At 60.4% G+C, this 14,150-nt stretch carries 12 protein-coding genes; all 12 read right to left on the bottom strand.

Annotated elements, in window-relative coordinates; genetic code table 11:
• Positions 1–5: 5 nt before the first annotated feature.
• Positions 6–1,859, bottom strand: coding sequence for an NADH-quinone oxidoreductase subunit L (gene nuoL, locus QMK54_RS20710; protein WP_223592021.1), 1,854 nt, complete (start codon positions 1,857–1,859; stop codon positions 6–8).
• On the bottom strand, positions 1,856–2,164 hold the full coding sequence (gene nuoK, locus QMK54_RS20705; protein WP_007946416.1) for an NADH-quinone oxidoreductase subunit NuoK: 309 nt from the start codon (positions 2,162–2,164) through the stop codon (positions 1,856–1,858). The genes nuoL and nuoK overlap by 4 nt, the downstream gene beginning before the upstream one ends.
• 2 nt (positions 2,165–2,166) lie before the next feature.
• The gene (nuoJ, locus tag QMK54_RS20700) at positions 2,167–2,670 is read right to left on the bottom strand and encodes an NADH-quinone oxidoreductase subunit J (RefSeq protein WP_103395473.1); all 504 of its coding nucleotides are present in this window, start codon (positions 2,668–2,670) and stop codon (positions 2,167–2,169) included.
• Between the two features lie 9 nt (positions 2,671–2,679).
• Positions 2,680–3,225 (bottom strand): NADH-quinone oxidoreductase subunit NuoI, encoded by a 546-nt coding sequence (gene nuoI / locus QMK54_RS20695; RefSeq protein WP_177330210.1) that lies wholly within the window; start codon positions 3,223–3,225, stop codon positions 2,680–2,682.
• Positions 3,226–3,237: 12 nt separating this feature from the next.
• Entirely contained in the window at positions 3,238–4,245 is a 1,008-nt protein-coding gene (gene nuoH, locus QMK54_RS20690; protein ID WP_320401252.1) for an NADH-quinone oxidoreductase subunit NuoH, read from the bottom strand.
• A complete protein-coding gene (nuoG, locus tag QMK54_RS20685) occupies positions 4,242–6,956 on the bottom strand; it encodes an NADH-quinone oxidoreductase subunit NuoG (protein WP_223592026.1) in 2,715 nt (904 codons plus the stop codon). Before nuoG ends, nuoH begins: the two co-directional genes overlap by 4 nt.
• A 137-nt stretch (positions 6,957–7,093) precedes the next feature.
• On the bottom strand, positions 7,094–8,449 hold the full coding sequence (gene nuoF / locus QMK54_RS20680) for an NADH-quinone oxidoreductase subunit NuoF (protein WP_046817163.1): 1,356 nt from the start codon (positions 8,447–8,449) through the stop codon (positions 7,094–7,096).
• A complete protein-coding gene (gene nuoE, locus QMK54_RS20675) occupies positions 8,446–8,943 on the bottom strand; it encodes an NADH-quinone oxidoreductase subunit NuoE (protein ID WP_008053447.1) in 498 nt (165 codons plus the stop codon). Before nuoE ends, nuoF begins: the two co-directional genes overlap by 4 nt.
• Positions 8,944–8,945: 2 nt before the next feature.
• Positions 8,946–10,730, bottom strand: a complete 1,785-nt coding sequence (gene nuoC, locus QMK54_RS20670; RefSeq protein WP_223592028.1) for an NADH-quinone oxidoreductase subunit C/D — start codon at positions 10,728–10,730, stop codon at positions 8,946–8,948.
• Between the two features lie 72 nt (positions 10,731–10,802).
• Positions 10,803–11,477, bottom strand: a complete 675-nt coding sequence (locus QMK54_RS20665) for a NuoB/complex I 20 kDa subunit family protein (RefSeq protein ID WP_046037844.1) — start codon at positions 11,475–11,477, stop codon at positions 10,803–10,805.
• A 10-nt stretch (positions 11,478–11,487) separates the two neighbouring features.
• Positions 11,488–11,901: an NADH-quinone oxidoreductase subunit A gene (locus QMK54_RS20660; RefSeq protein WP_003223812.1), complete on the bottom strand. Its 414-nt coding sequence runs from the start codon at positions 11,899–11,901 to the stop codon at positions 11,488–11,490.
• Positions 11,902–12,532: 631 nt separating this feature from the next.
• A complete protein-coding gene (aceA, locus tag QMK54_RS20655) occupies positions 12,533–13,858 on the bottom strand; it encodes an isocitrate lyase (RefSeq protein WP_110662143.1) in 1,326 nt (441 codons plus the stop codon).
• Positions 13,859–14,150 lie beyond the last annotated feature (292 nt).

Here is a 14,150-nt window from a genome sequence, read left to right as displayed (position 1 = left end):
TCATATCAGACCGCTACCAGCACGACGGCGCCAATGACCAGCACGGCACCAGCAGCCATCGAGGCGGCGTACCAACGCAGTTGACCGGTCTCGGTACGGCTCAGGGCGGTGTGACCGCCTTTGGCCATGCGCGGGATCAGACCGATGGTCTGGTCGAGCGGGTCTTTGCGCAGGATGTGGCTGATCGCCAGGTAAGGCTTGACGAACAGTTTGTCGTAGATCCAGTCGAAGCCCCAGGCAGCGAACCACCAGGCTGACAGGAAACGGCCGATGCCGCTGTTGGCGATGGCGGTGACGAAGCGACGCTTGCCAAGGAACAGCAGCGCGGCCAGCAGGATACCGGCCAGGGCGATGGCGCCCGAAGCGATTTCCAGGCTGTGCTTGGCTTCGCCGCCGGCATGGCCGACGCTTTCCGGCAGTACACCGTGCAGCGGTGGAACGATCATCGCGCCGATGGCGGTGGACAATACGATCAGCACCGACAGTGGCAGCCAGTGGGCGATGCCGTGACCGGCGTGGGCTTCGGTCTTCGCTTCACCGTGGAACGTGATGAAGATCAGGCGGAAGGTGTACAGCGAGGTCATGAACGCACCGACCAGACCTGCATACAGTAGGCCGTGGTTGCCGCTGGCGAACGCTTCCCAGAGGATTTCGTCCTTGGAGTAGAAGCCCGCGGTCACCAGTGGCAGGGCCGCCAGGGCCGCGCCGCCAACGATGAAGCTGGCGTAGGCCAGTGGCAGTTTCTTCCACAGGCCGCCCATCTTGAAGATGTTCTGCTCGTGGTGGCAGGCAACGATCACCGCACCGGAAGCAAGGAACAGCAGGGCCTTGAAGAAGGCGTGGGTCATCAGGTGGAAGATCGCGCCGTCCCAGGCACCAACGCCCAGGGCCAGGAACATGTAGCCGATCTGGCTCATGGTCGAGTAGGCGAGGATACGCTTGATGTCGGTTTGAACCAGTGCAGCGAAGCCGGCCAGGACCAGGGTCACACCGCCAACCAGGCCCACCAGGTGCAGGATTTCCGGCGCCAGGGTGAACAGGCCGTGGGTACGGGCGATCAGGTAGACACCGGCGGTGACCATGGTTGCGGCGTGGATCAGTGCCGAAACCGGAGTCGGGCCGGCCATCGCGTCCGCCAGCCAGGTTTGCAGTGGCAGTTGCGCGGATTTACCGACGGCGCCACCCAGCAGCATCAGGGTGGCCATGACCATCCAGAAGTCGCCGGACTGGAATTTTTGCGGAGCCAGCACCAGCAGTTCCTGGACGTTCAGCGTGCCCAGCTGGGCAAACAGAATGAACAGGCCGATGGCCATGAACACGTCACCGATACGGGTCACGATGAAGGCCTTGAGTGCGGCGTTACCGTTGTTGCGGTTGCTGTAGTAGAAACCGATCAACAGGTACGAGCACAGGCCCACGCCTTCCCAACCGAAGTACAGGAACAACAGGTTATCGCCCAGCACCAGGAACAGCATGCTGGCGATAAACAGGTTGGTGTACGCGAAGAAGCGCGAGTAGCCGTCTTCACCGCGCATGTACCAGGACGCGAACAGGTGGATCAGGAAGCCGACACCGACGACCACGCCGAGCATGGTCACGGACAGGCCGTCCAGGTACAGGGCGAAGTTCGGCGTGAAGCCTTCCACCGCCATCCACTGCCACAACACCTGGGTGTAGTGGCCGCCTTCCGGCGGGGCAACGTTGAACTGCCAGATCACGTAGGCGGTGACGATTGCCGACAGACCGATGGAGCCCACGCCGATCAGTGCGGCAAGGTTTTCCGAAATGCGGCCGCGCGAGAACGACAGCAGCAGGAAACCAATGAGAGGGAATACGAAAGTCAGAAAGAGTAGGTTCATCCGCGCATCTCACTGGCAGCGTCGATATCGAGCGTGTGGAAGCGGCGATACAGTTGCAGCAGGATCGCCAGGCCAATGCTGGCCTCGGCGGCTGCCAGGCTGATCACCAGGATGAACATGATCTGTCCATCCGGCTGCGCCCAGCGGCTACCGGCAACGATGAACGCCAACGCGGAGGCATTCATCATGACCTCCAGGCTCATCAGCACGAAGAGGATGTTGCGGCGGACCATCAGGCCGACCAGACCGAGGCAGAACAGGATGCCGGCGACCGCCAGACCATGCTCCATAGGGATAGCAGGCATCGTCATTGCTCCTTGGCTTCGTTACGGCCCAAATGGAACGCCGTGACGGCTGCGGCGAGCAGCAGCATCGAGGCGAGTTCGACCACCAGCAGGTAAGGACCGAACAGGCTGATGCCCACGGCCTTGGCGTCTACGGTGGTGTGGCCGACGGCCTGGCCGCTCTGGTGGGAGAACAGCACGTACAGCAGTTCAACCAGCAGCAAGGCTGCGAGGAGGACCGGGCCGCCCCAGATACCGGGCTTGAGCCAGACGCGCTCTTGTTGGACCGAGGCCGGGCCCAGGTTCAGCATCATCACCACGAACACGAACAGCACCATGATGGCGCCAGCGTAGGCGATCACTTCCAGGACACCGGCAAACGGTGCGCCGAGGGCGAAGAATGTCATCGCCACGGCGATCAGCGAAATGATCAGGTAGAGCAGGGCGTGCACAGGGTTGGTGTTGGTGATCACACGAAGCGTGGACACCACAGCGATACCCGATGCGAAATAGAAAGCGAATTCCATCTTTCTTCCTTAAGGCAGCAAGCTCTTCACGTTGATCGGTTCGGCTTCATTCTGCGCGGAGCCTTTCGGCTTCCCGGCAATCGCCATACCTGCAACACGATAGAAGTTGTAATCAGGGTTTTTGCCGGGGCCGGAGATCAGCAGATCTTCTTTCTCGTAAACCAGGTCCTGACGTTTGAACTCGGCCATTTCGAAATCCGGCGTCAGCTGGATCGCGGTGGTCGGGCAGGCTTCCTCGCAGAGGCCGCAGAAAATGCAGCGCGAGAAGTTGATGCGGAAGAAGTCCGGGTACCAGCGACCGTCTTCGGTTTCAGCTTTCTGCAGCGAGATGCAACCGACCGGGCACGCCACGGCGCACAGGTTGCAGGCTACACAACGCTCTTCGCCGTCGGGGTCGCGGGTCAGGACGATACGCCCACGGTAGCGCGGCGGCAGGTACACGGCTTCTTCCGGGTACTGCAGCGTGTCGCGCTTGCGGAAGGCGTGGCCGAAAATCATCACCAGGCTGCGAAGCTGGGTGTAGAAGCCATGCACGATGTCAAAAATGTACTTCATGATTCTCTATCCTCACTGAGCCGCGACGGCGGGCGTGTTGAGCAACACGATCGCAGCGGTCACCAGCATGTTGACGAGGGTCAGCGGCAAGCAGAACTTCCAGCTGAAATCCATCACTTGGTCATACCGTGGGCGCGGGATCGAAGCGCGCAACAGGATGAAGATCATGATGAAGAACGCGGTTTTCAGTGCGAACCAGATGAACGGGATCTGCGGCAGGATGCCGAAAGGACCGTGCCAGCCACCGAAGAACAAGGTCACCAGCAGCGCCGAGATCAGCACGATGCCGATGTACTCGCCGACGAAGAACATGCCCCATTTCATGCCGGCGTATTCAATGTGGTAACCGTCGGCCAGTTCCTGTTCCGCTTCCGGCTGGTCGAATGGGTGACGGTGAGTCACGGCCACGCCAGCGATGAAGAAGGTCAGGAAACCGAAGATCTGCGGAATGATGAACCACAGGTTCTGCGCCTGGTAATCAACGATGTCGCGCATGTTGAACGAGCCGACCTGGATCACGATGCCCATCAGCGACAGGCCCATGAACACTTCGTACGACACGGTTTGCGCCGAGGCCCGCAAGCTGCCCAGCAGGGCGAACTTGTTGTTACTCGACCAACCGGCGAACAACACCGCGTAGACCGACAGACCGGCCATGGCGAAGAAGAACAGGATGCCGATGTTCAGGTCCGCCACGCCCCAGGTCGGGGTGATCGGGATGATCGCGAAGGCAATCAGCAGGGCGCTCATGGCCACGACCGGTGCCAGGGTGAAGATCATCTTGTCGGCGAATGGAGGCGTCCAGTCTTCCTTGAAGAACATCTTGATCATGTCGGCGGCGATCTGGAACGCGCCGAACGGGCCGACGCGGTTCGGACCGTAACGGTCCTGCCAGAGGGCGAGCAGACGACGCTCGACCCAGCTCAGCAGTGCACCGCAGACCACCACGGCAAGCAGAATCACCACGGCCTTGAGGACCGCGAAGATCACGTCGATCACTTCAGGAGTGAACCAGGTCATTGAGCTGCCTCCTGCAGACCGTCAACGGATTTACCGAAAATCGCTGGCGGAATGCCGGCGATGCCTGCAGGCAATGCCACCAGGCCCGCGCCCAGTTCTTCATTGATGCGCAGCGGCAGACGCAAGGTCTGGCCGGCCACGTTCAGGCTCAGCATGGCGCCGTCGTTGACACCCAGGCGGTCGGCTTCGGACTTGGCCAGTGCAACATAAGCAGCCGGAATGCGTTCCTGAACCGGAGCGGCTTTCGAAGAGTTCTCTTCGCTGCCGAGCAGGTGGAAGAACGGCACGGCCTGCCAGGTACCTGGAGCCGGGTTGAACGCACGCGGAGCGCTGGCGAACCAGTTCAGCGAGTCACCGGTGCTTTCGATCAGGCGGGTGCCCGGGTCGCCAGCGCGGATGTGACCACCGACTTCGTCCTGGAACTTGTTCCAGGCTTGCGGCGAGTTCCAGCCCGGAGACCAGGCGAACGGCACTTGCTGACGCGGTTCAACCGAACCCGAGTAACCTTCCATGGAGAAGGCGAACGCGGTGTCCTTGTCCTGCGGGGTACGCGGTTCGTGCACGCTGATGTCGGCGCGCATGGCGGTACGACCGGAGTAGCGCAGCGGCTCGCGGGCCAGTTTCATGCCCTTGATGCGGAACGCGGCGGACGGTGCGGCATCGACAATGCGATTGAGGATCGAAGTGCTGGAAGCGACGGCGGCGGTGACGTGGTCCAGTTGGGTCCAGTCGATCGGCTGGTTCAGCAAGGTCGCGCGCAGGGCATGCAGCCAGCGCCAGCCTTCGTGAACCAGGATGCTCGCGTCCATGTACTTCGGATCGAAGACCTGGAAGAAGCGCTGGGCACGGCCTTCCTGGCTGACCAGGGTGCCGTCGCCTTCAGCGAAGCTGGCGGCTGGCAGGACCAGGTGCGCGCGATCGCTGGTGGCGGTCTTCTGATGGTCGGCGACGATCAGCACTTTGGCGGCGGTCAGGGCAGCATCGACCTTGGCCTTGTCGGTACGGGTGTACAGGTCGTTTTCCAGCACGACGATGGCGTCGGCCTTACCGTCGATCACGGCTTGCAGCGCGGCGTCGACCGATTCACCACCGAGCATGGCCAGGCCGAGGCTGTTGGCCTCTGGCACGATCAGGCTGATGGAACCGTTCTTCTCGCGCAGCTTCAAGGCTTTGGCGATGTTCGCGGCGGCTTCGATCAAGGCTTTGGAGCCCAGGGAAGTACCGGCGATGATCAGCGGGCGCTTGGCTTTGATCAGGGCGTCGGCGATGCGCTTGGCCAGTTCGAGGGCTTCAGCGTCCAGGCCTTCAACGGCTGGAGCGCTGGCGTCGAGGGCGTGAGCCACGGCGAAACCGATGCGGGCCAGGTCGTCTGGAGCGGCGTGAACACATTCTTCGGCGATGTCGTCGAGCTTGGTTTCAGCCAGGCTGGCGATGAACAGCGGGTTCAGCGCGTGCTGGCCGATGTTCTTCACGGCGGCGTCGAGCCAAGGCTGGACGCGCATGGCGTCGGCCATGTCTTCAGCCTTGCCCTTGACCGATTGGCGCAGGGACAGGGCCATGCGTGCTGCAGTCTGGGTCAGGTCTTCACCGAGGACGAACACGGCGTCGTGGTCTTCGATGTCGCGCATGTTCGGCACTGGCAGCGGGCTGTCCTTGAGCACCTGCAGGACCAGGCGGATGCGTTCCAGTTCGGCAGCTTCGATACCCGAGTAGAAGTGCTCGGCGCCGACCAGTTCGCGCAACGCGTAGTTGCTTTCGAGGCTGGCGCGAGGCGAACCGATACCGACGATGTTGCGACCGCGCAGCAGGTCGGCGGCGTTATCCAGCGCTTCGTCGAGGCTCAGCTTGGTGCCATTGGCCAGCAACGGCTGACGCGGACGGTCTTCGCGGTTGACGTAGCCATAGCCGAAACGGCCACGGTCGCACAGGAAGTACTGGTTCACCGAACCGTTGAAACGGTTTTCGATGCGACGCAGTTCGCCGTAACGCTCGCCCGGGGAGATGTTGCAACCGCTGGAGCAGCCATGGCAGATGCTCGGCGAGAACTGCATGTCCCACTTGCGGTTGTAGCGCTCGGAGTGAGTCTTGTCGGTGAACACACCGGTCGGGCAGACCTCGGTGAGGTTGCCGGAGAACTCGCTTTCCAGGGTGCCGTCTTCAACGCGACCGAAGTACACGTTGTCGTGGGCGCCGAATACACCGAGGTCGGTGCCGCCAGCGTAGTCTTTATAGAAGCGCACGCAGCGGTAGCAAGCGATGCAGCGGTTCATCTCGTGGGAAATGAACGGGCCGAGTTGCTGGTTCTGGTGAGTACGCTTGGTGAAACGGTAACGGCGCTCGTTGTGGCCGGTCATTACCGTCATGTCTTGCAGGTGGCAGTGACCGCCTTCTTCACAGACCGGGCAGTCGTGAGGGTGGTTGGTCATCAGCCATTCAACAACACTGGCGCGGAATGCCTTGGATTCTTCATCTTCGATGGAGATCCAGGTGCCGTCGGTGGCAGGGGTCATGCAGGACATCACGATACGACCACGGGTGTCGTTCTCGTCGGTGTACTGCTTGACCGCGCACTGGCGGCAAGCGCCAACGCTGCCCAGGGCAGGGTGCCAGCAGAAATAAGGGATATCGAGGCCTAGCGACAGACATGCCTGTAACAGGTTGTCTGCCCCATCGACTTCGAGCTCTTTGCCGTCTACGTGGATAGTGGCCATGGTTCAAAGTTCTTCGTTGGCCCGGTGTCAGCGGGCGTGGCTAATGGAATCTTGTTATCCGCGTGAATCAACACAGCCGTTAAAGGCGTCATCACACGAAAAGCGAAGGGCACGGACCCTTCGCCTTTTTTAAGCGTTTAAGCGCCGACTACGATCGGCCTTGCCAGAGGCGGGACGGCGGCGCTGACAGGCGCGATACCGGCTTCGAACTCATGGCGGAAGTATTTGATTGCGCTGCCCAACGGCTCCACGGCGCCCGGTGCGTGAGCACAGAAGGTCTTGCCCGGGCCGAGGAAACCGACCAGACCCAGCAGGGTCTCGATGTCGCCTGGCTGACCCTCGCCGTTCTCGATGGCCATCAGCAGCTTGACGCTCCATGGCAAGCCATCGCGGCACGGGGTGCAGAAACCGCAGGATTCGCGGGCGAAGAACTGCTCCATGTTGCGCAGCAGGGACACCATGTTGACGCTGTCGTCCACCGCCATGGCCAGGCCGGTACCCATGCGGGTGCCCACTTTGGCGATGCCGCCGGCGTACATTTGTGCGTCCAGGTGCTCCGGCAACAGGAAGCCGGTACCGGCGCCGCCAGGCTGCCAGGCCTTGAGCTTGTAACCGTCGCGCATGCCGCCGGCGTAGTCTTCGAACAGCTCGCGAGCGGTGACGCCGAATGGCAGCTCCCACAGGCCCGGGTTCTTGACCTTGCCGGAGAAGCCCATGAGCTTGGTGCCCATGTCTTCGCTGCCTTCGCGAGCCAACGATTTGTACCAGTCCACGCCGTCGGCGATGATCGCCGGCACGTTGCACAGGGTTTCAACGTTGTTCACGCAAGTCGGCTTGCCCCACACGCCAACGGCGGCAGGGAAGGGCGGCTTGGAGCGCGGGTTGGCGCGGCGGCCTTCGAGGGAGTTGATCAACGCGGTTTCTTCACCGCAGATGTAACGCCCGGCACCGGTGTGCACGAACAGCTCGAAATCGAAGCCGCTGCCCAGGATGTTCTTGCCCAAAAGGCCAGCTGCCTTGGCTTCTTCCACGGCACGGTTCAAGTGCTTGGCAGCGGTGGTGTACTCGCCACGCAGGAAGATGTAGCCACGGTAGGTTTTCAGCGCGCGGGCACTGATCAGCATGCCTTCGATCAGCAGATGGGGCAGTTGCTCCATCAGCATGCGGTCCTTCCAGGTGTTCGGCTCCATTTCATCCGCGTTGCACAGCAGGTAGCGGATGTTGATGGATTCGTCCTTTGGCATCAGGCCCCACTTCACACCAGTGGGGAAGCCTGCACCGCCACGGCCCTTGAGGCCGGAATCTTTCACGGTCTGGACGATGTCGTCCTGAGCCATGTCGGCGAAGGCCTTGCGCGCAGCGGCGTACCCGTTCTTGGCCTGGTACTCGTCGAGCCATACGGCTTCGCCGTCGTCACGCAGACGCCAGGTGAGCGGGTGAGTCTCGGCCGAACGCTTGATGCGGTTGGCTGGACCGAAAGAAGTCAGGGTCATACGTAGCCCTCGAGCAATTTGGCAACGCCGGCTGGCTGCACATCACCGAAAGTGTCGTCGTCGATCATCAACGCCGGCGCCTTGTCGCAGTTGCCGAGGCAGCAGACCGGCAGCAGGGTGAAACGACCGTCGGTGGTGGTCTGACCCAGGCCGATGCCGAGTTTGCTCTGGATTTCGCTGACCACGGACTCGTGGCCGCCGATGTAGCAGACCATGCTGTCGCAGACGCGAATGATGTGACGGCCGACTGGCTGACGGAAGATCTGGCTATAGAACGTCGCCACGCCTTCAACGTCGCTGGCCGGGATGCCGAGGATCTCGCCGATGGCGTACAGGGCGCCGTCCGGCACCCAGCCACGTTCCTTCTGGACGATCTTCAGGGCTTCGATCGACGCCGCGCGCGGGTCTTCGTAGTGATGCAGCTCGTGCTCGATGGCCGAGCGCTCGGTTTCACTCAAGGTGAAACGGTCTGTCTGGATAAGCGTGCTGTTCATGCTTAGCGGTCCACGTCGGCCATAACGAAATCGATACTACCCAGGTACGCAATCAAGTCCGCGACCATGCTGCCTTTGATCACCGAAGGGATCTGCTGCAGGTGCGGGAAGCTTGGGGTACGAATCCGGGTGCGGTAGCTCATGGTGCCGCCATCGCTCGTCAGGTAATAACTGTTGATGCCCTTGGTCGCTTCGATCATCTGGAAGGATTCGTTGGCCGGCATGACCGGGCCCCACGAAACTTGCAGGAAGTGCGTGATCAAGGTTTCGATGTGCTGCAGGGTGCGCTCTTTCGGCGGCGGCGTGGTCAGCGGGTGATCCGCCTTGTACGGGCCTTCCGGCATGTTGCGCAGGCACTGGTCGATGATCCTGATGCTCTGGCGCATCTCCTCGACACGCACGATGCAGCGGTCGTAGGCATCGCCATTGGCGGCCAGCGGCACTTCGAACTCGAAGTTCTCGTAACCCGAGTACGGGCGCGCTTTACGCAGGTCGAAATCGCAACCGGTCGAACGCAGGCCAGCACCGGTGACGCCCCATTCCAGGGCCTCTTTGGTGTTGTAGTCGGCGACGCCGATGGTCCGGCCACGCAGGATGCTGTTGTCCAGTGCGGCTTTCTGGTATTCGTCCAGACGCTTGGGCATCCACTCGACGAAGTCTTTAACCAGTTTTTCCCAGCCGCGTGGCAGGTCGTGGGCGACGCCACCGATGCGGTACCAGGCCGGGTGCAGGCGGAAACCGGTAATGGCTTCGATCACCGTGTACGCACGTTGGCGGTCGGTGAAGGTGAAGAACACCGGGGTCATGGCGCCGACGTCCTGGATGTAGGTGCCCAGGAACAGCAGGTGGCTGGTGATCCGGAAGAACTCGGCCATCATGATGCGGATGACGTCGACCTTCTCTGGCACCTTGATGCCGGCCAGCTTCTCGACCGAGAGCACGTACGGCAGGTTGTTCATCACGCCGCCGAGATAGTCGATACGGTCGGTGTACGGGATGAAGCTGTGCCAGGACTGACGCTCGGCCATCTTCTCGGCACCACGGTGGTGGTAACCGACGTCCGGTACGCAATCGACGATCTCTTCACCGTCCAGCTGCAGGATGATGCGGAACGCACCGTGCGCGGACGGGTGGTTCGGGCCGAGGTTGAGGAACATGTAGTCCTCGTTCGGGCCGGAACGCTTCATGCCCCAGTCTTCCGGCTTGAAGCGCGCGGACTCTTCTTCGAGCTGCTGCTTGGCCAGGTTCAGGGTGAACGGATCGAATTCGGTGGCGCGCGCCGGGAAATCCTTGCGCAGCGGGTGACCTTCCCAGGTCGGCGGCATCATGATGCGCGACAGGTGAGGGTGGCCTTTGAAGTCGATGCCGAACATGTCCCAGACTTCACGCTCGTACCAGTTGGCGTTCGGCCAGATGCTGGTGACGGTCGGCAAGCTGAGGTCGCTCTCGGACAAGGCGACCTTGATCATGACGTCACTATTACGTTCGATCGACATCAGGTGATAGAACACGGAGAAATCGACGCCGCTTGGCAGCCCTTGACGCTTGGTGCGCAGACGCTCGTCCACGCCGTGCAGGTCATAGAGCATGACGTACGGCTTGGGCAGGTTACGCAGGAAGCTCAGGACTTCGACGAGTTTGGCGCGGGCAACCCAAAGCACCGGCATGCCGGTGCGGGTAGCCTGGGCGGTGAACGCCTCCGGGCCAAAACGGTTGTTCAGTTCGACGACCACATCCTGGTCGTCTGCCTTGTAAGGCGGGATGTACAGAGCACTGCCTGTAGTCATGGTTATTTATCGCTTTCGGTCAACGTAAAGAATGAAGCCAGTGTCTCGTTCTATTAAAGAAGCAGATCTGGATCAGACTTCGTCGGGGCTGCGCAGGTTGGTGACTGCGATTCGCTGTTCGCGGCGCTTTTCCTTCTCGGAAGGCATCTCGGCGCGGTATACGCCTTGATCACCAACGACCCAGGAAAGCGGACGACGCTCCTGTCCAATCGACTCCTGCAACAGCATCAGGCCTTGCAGGAAAGCTTCAGGACGGGGCGGGCAGCCAGGCACGTAGACGTCCACGGGCAGGAACTTGTCCACCCCTTGAACGACGGAGTAGATGTCGTACATGCCACCGGAGTTGGCGCACGAACCCATGGAAATAACCCATTTAGGCTCGAGCATTTGCTCGTAGAGACGCTGGATGATCGGCGCCATCTTGATGAAGCAGGTACCGGCGATAACCATGAAATCCGCCTGACGCGGCGATGCCCGGATAACCTCGGCGCCAAAGCGCGCGATGTCGTGGGGCGCCGTGAAGGCGGTGGTCATTTCCACGTAGCAGCACGAAAGACCGAAGTTATACGGCCACAGGGAGTTCTTGCGCCCCCAGTTGATCGTGCCGTTAAGCACGTCTTCGAGCTTGCCCATGAAAATGTTTTTGTGGACTTGATCTTCTAACGGATCGGAAACGGTTTCCCGTTGGCCAATCGGATACTGCTCGTTAGGAGCATCGGGGTCGATCCTGGTGAGATTGTATTGCATTGCCAAAGCCTCATTGTTTCAGCTTCGCTTGCCGCTTGCGCCGAGCTTCCGGAGCCCAGTCAAGGGCGCCCACTCGGAATAGGTAGACAAGGCCTGCCAACAGAATTGCTATGAAAACGAGAGCTTCGACGAATCCGGTCCAGCCGCTTTCGCGGACGGACACAGACCATGCAAAGAGAAAGAGGGCTTCGATATCGAAGATCACGAAGAGCATCGCGACCAGATAGAATTTGGCTGAGAGCCGCAAGCGGGCGCCACCTGTAGGTAGCATGCCGGACTCGAACGGTTCGTTTTTGCTGCGGCCCCAGGCTTTTGACCCGAGGAGGCTGGAAACGCCCAGCATGAAGGCACAGAGGCCGACGACGCCTAGAAGGAAAATGGCAAAGCCCCAGTTGTGGGCCATGAGTCCTGTCGCTTCGGGCATGCTGGTAATCCTTAACAGAGAGCAAGGGTCTCTGAGCTTGAAAAGAAACAAAAGCAGTGACGATATGTCGCAGCAATCAATCCCGCTGATTTTATGGCTAAACACCCGGCAAGTAAAATTCCTATAGCGAAATTATTTATAGGAATAAGGACATAGCGCGCGTCAAAACCCCTGCAGGCCTTGCCCCTTGGGCATTAGCCGGCATTTCGTCAATTATGTTTTGTAAGGAATGTAACGAACATAGTTATAGCTAAATGATAATCAATATTGTTTGTCGTGGTTTTTAAACTGCTTATCCTTCGGATGCTCGGGAAGTTGTCTTATTTGTGCGTTACAGCAAGTAGCGGCGGTGAGCGTTTTAGTGGATTTTTCTGACGGCCGTACCGGTCTGGATCAATGATTTTCTCCCTCCACCACCGTCCCTTGTGGGAGCTTGCTCGCGAAAGCGTCGGGTCAGTCGACATCAATGCTCAATGATCAACCGCATTCGCGAGCAAGCCCGCTCCCACAGGGTTTTGTGGTGGTTGTTGAATTGCGCGCAAAAAAACGCCCCGAACCAGTCGGGGCGTCAGATGTGCGGCGTTGCAGTTTCTAATCGGTCCGCAGCGGCCGTTGACTCAGGCGAAGCAGATCAGTGGAACTGTTCTTCTTCAGTCGAACCGGTCAGCGCGGTAACCGAAGACGAGCCACCCTGGATCACGGTGGTCATGTCGTCGAAGTAGCCGGTGCCCACTTCCTGCTGGTGAGCCACGAAGGTGTAGCCCTTGGAGGCGTCAGCGAATTCCTGCTCTTGCAGCTTCACGTAGGCAGTCATGTCGTTACGGGCGTAGTCGTGCGCCAGGTTGAACATGCTGTGCCACATGTTGTGAATGCCGGCCAGGGTGATGAACTGGTGCTTGTAGCCCATGGCGGACAGTTCGCGCTGGAACTTGGCGATGGTCGCGTCGTCCAGGTTTTTCTTCCAGTTGAAGGAAGGCGAGCAGTTGTACGACAGCAGTTGGTCCGGGTATTCCTTCTTGATCGCTTCAGCGAAGCGACGAGCCTCGTCCAGGTCTGGCTTGGCGGTTTCGCACCAGATCAGGTCGGCGTACGGAGCGTAGGCCAGGCCGCGAGCGATGGCCTGGTCGAGGCCGGCGCGCACTTTGTAGAAGCCTTCCTGGGTACGTTCGCCAGTCACGAATGGCTGGTCGTACGGGTCGCAGTCAGAGGTCAGCAGGTCAGCGGCGTTGGCGTCGGTACGGGCCAGGATGATGGTCGGAGTACCGGCGACGTCAGCTGCCAGACGAGCAGCGGTCAGCTTCTGTACGGCTTCCTGGGTAGGAACCAGTACTTTGCCGCCCATGTGGCCGCATTTCTTCACGGAAGCCAGTTGGTCTTCGAAGTGAACGCCGGCGGCGCCTGCCTCGATCATGCTCTTCATCAGCTCGTAAGCGTTCAGTACGCCGCCGAAACCGGCTTCAGCGTCAGCCACGATCGGCGCGAAGTAGTCGATGTAGCCAGCGTCGCCCGGGTTCTTGCCGGCTTTCCACTGGATCTGGTCGGCACGACGGAACGAGTTGTTGATGCGCTTGACCACGGTTGGAACCGAGTCCACCGGGTATAGCGACTGGTCCGGGTACATCGATTCGGCGGAGTTGTTGTCCGCAGCCACTTGCCAGCCCGACAGGTAGATCGCCTGGATACCGGCTTTGACTTGTTGAACAGCCTGGCCGCCGGTCAGGGCGCCCATGCAGTTGACGAAATCTTTCTCAGGACGGAAGGCTGGCTTGGCACCCTGGGTAACCAGGTTCCACAGCTTCTCGGCGCCCATTTTTGCAAAGGTGTGCTCTGGTTGAACCGAGCCACGCAGGCGGACGACGTCAGCAGCGGAGTAAGTGCGTGTCACGCCTTTCCAGCGCGGGTTTTCAGCCCAGTCTTTTTCGAGGGCTGCAATTTGCTGTTCGCGTGTCAGTGCCATGGGAGATAAACCTCGTCGCGTCTTTATGAAAAGTTGTTCTGCGGTGGAAAATTCCTGCGCTCGCTGACCAGAAGCTTTGATGGTCAAGTCGGATTCGGCGGGGAGGGCGACGGGATGAACGATGGCTCGAGGGGAAGTGAGCAGGTAAAGGCGAACTGCGGGCGCATTCGGGCGTCGTGGGCCTTGGTACGAACATCAGTGTGCTGCCGGGTTACCTAATTACGCTTCCGTCCCTCGGGACAACTTCGTTCCAGTCGACAACCTCGTCAAACACACCTTGTGGGCGGTACAG

Origin of the sequence: Pseudomonas sp. P5_109 (assembly GCF_034009455.1) — a bacterium.
Lineage (GTDB): Bacteria > Pseudomonadota > Gammaproteobacteria > Pseudomonadales > Pseudomonadaceae > Aquipseudomonas.
Note: the sequence above shows the minus strand (reverse complement) of the source record. Positions and strands in the feature narration are given on the sequence as shown.

Coding starts and splice junctions, on each gene's coding strand:
- nuoL (WP_223592021.1), bottom strand. CDS start 1,859: ATGAACCTACTCTTTCTGACTTTCGTATTCCCTCTCATTGGTTTCCTG.
- nuoJ (WP_103395473.1), bottom strand. CDS start 2,670: ATGGAATTCGCTTTCTATTTCGCATCGGGTATCGCTGTGGTGTCCACG.
- nuoK (WP_007946416.1), bottom strand. CDS start 2,164: ATGCCTGCTATCCCTATGGAGCATGGTCTGGCGGTCGCCGGCATCCTG.
- nuoE (WP_008053447.1), bottom strand. CDS start 8,943: ATGAACAGCACGCTTATCCAGACAGACCGTTTCACCTTGAGTGAAACC.
- QMK54_RS20660 (WP_003223812.1), bottom strand. CDS start 11,901: ATGCCCGAAGCGACAGGACTCATGGCCCACAACTGGGGCTTTGCCATT.
- nuoC (WP_223592028.1), bottom strand. CDS start 10,730: ATGACTACAGGCAGTGCTCTGTACATCCCGCCTTACAAGGCAGACGAC.
- nuoF (WP_046817163.1), bottom strand. CDS start 8,449: ATGACCCTGACTTCTTTCGGTCCAGCCAACCGCATCAAGCGTTCGGCC.
- QMK54_RS20665 (WP_046037844.1), bottom strand. CDS start 11,477: ATGCAATACAATCTCACCAGGATCGACCCCGATGCTCCTAACGAGCAG.
- aceA (WP_110662143.1), bottom strand. CDS start 13,858: ATGGCACTGACACGCGAACAGCAAATTGCAGCCCTCGAAAAAGACTGG.
- nuoH (WP_320401252.1), bottom strand. CDS start 4,245: ATGACCTGGTTCACTCCTGAAGTGATCGACGTGATCTTCGCGGTCCTC.
- nuoI (WP_177330210.1), bottom strand. CDS start 3,225: ATGAAGTACATTTTTGACATCGTGCATGGCTTCTACACCCAGCTTCGC.
- nuoG (WP_223592026.1), bottom strand. CDS start 6,956: ATGGCCACTATCCACGTAGACGGCAAAGAGCTCGAAGTCGATGGGGCA.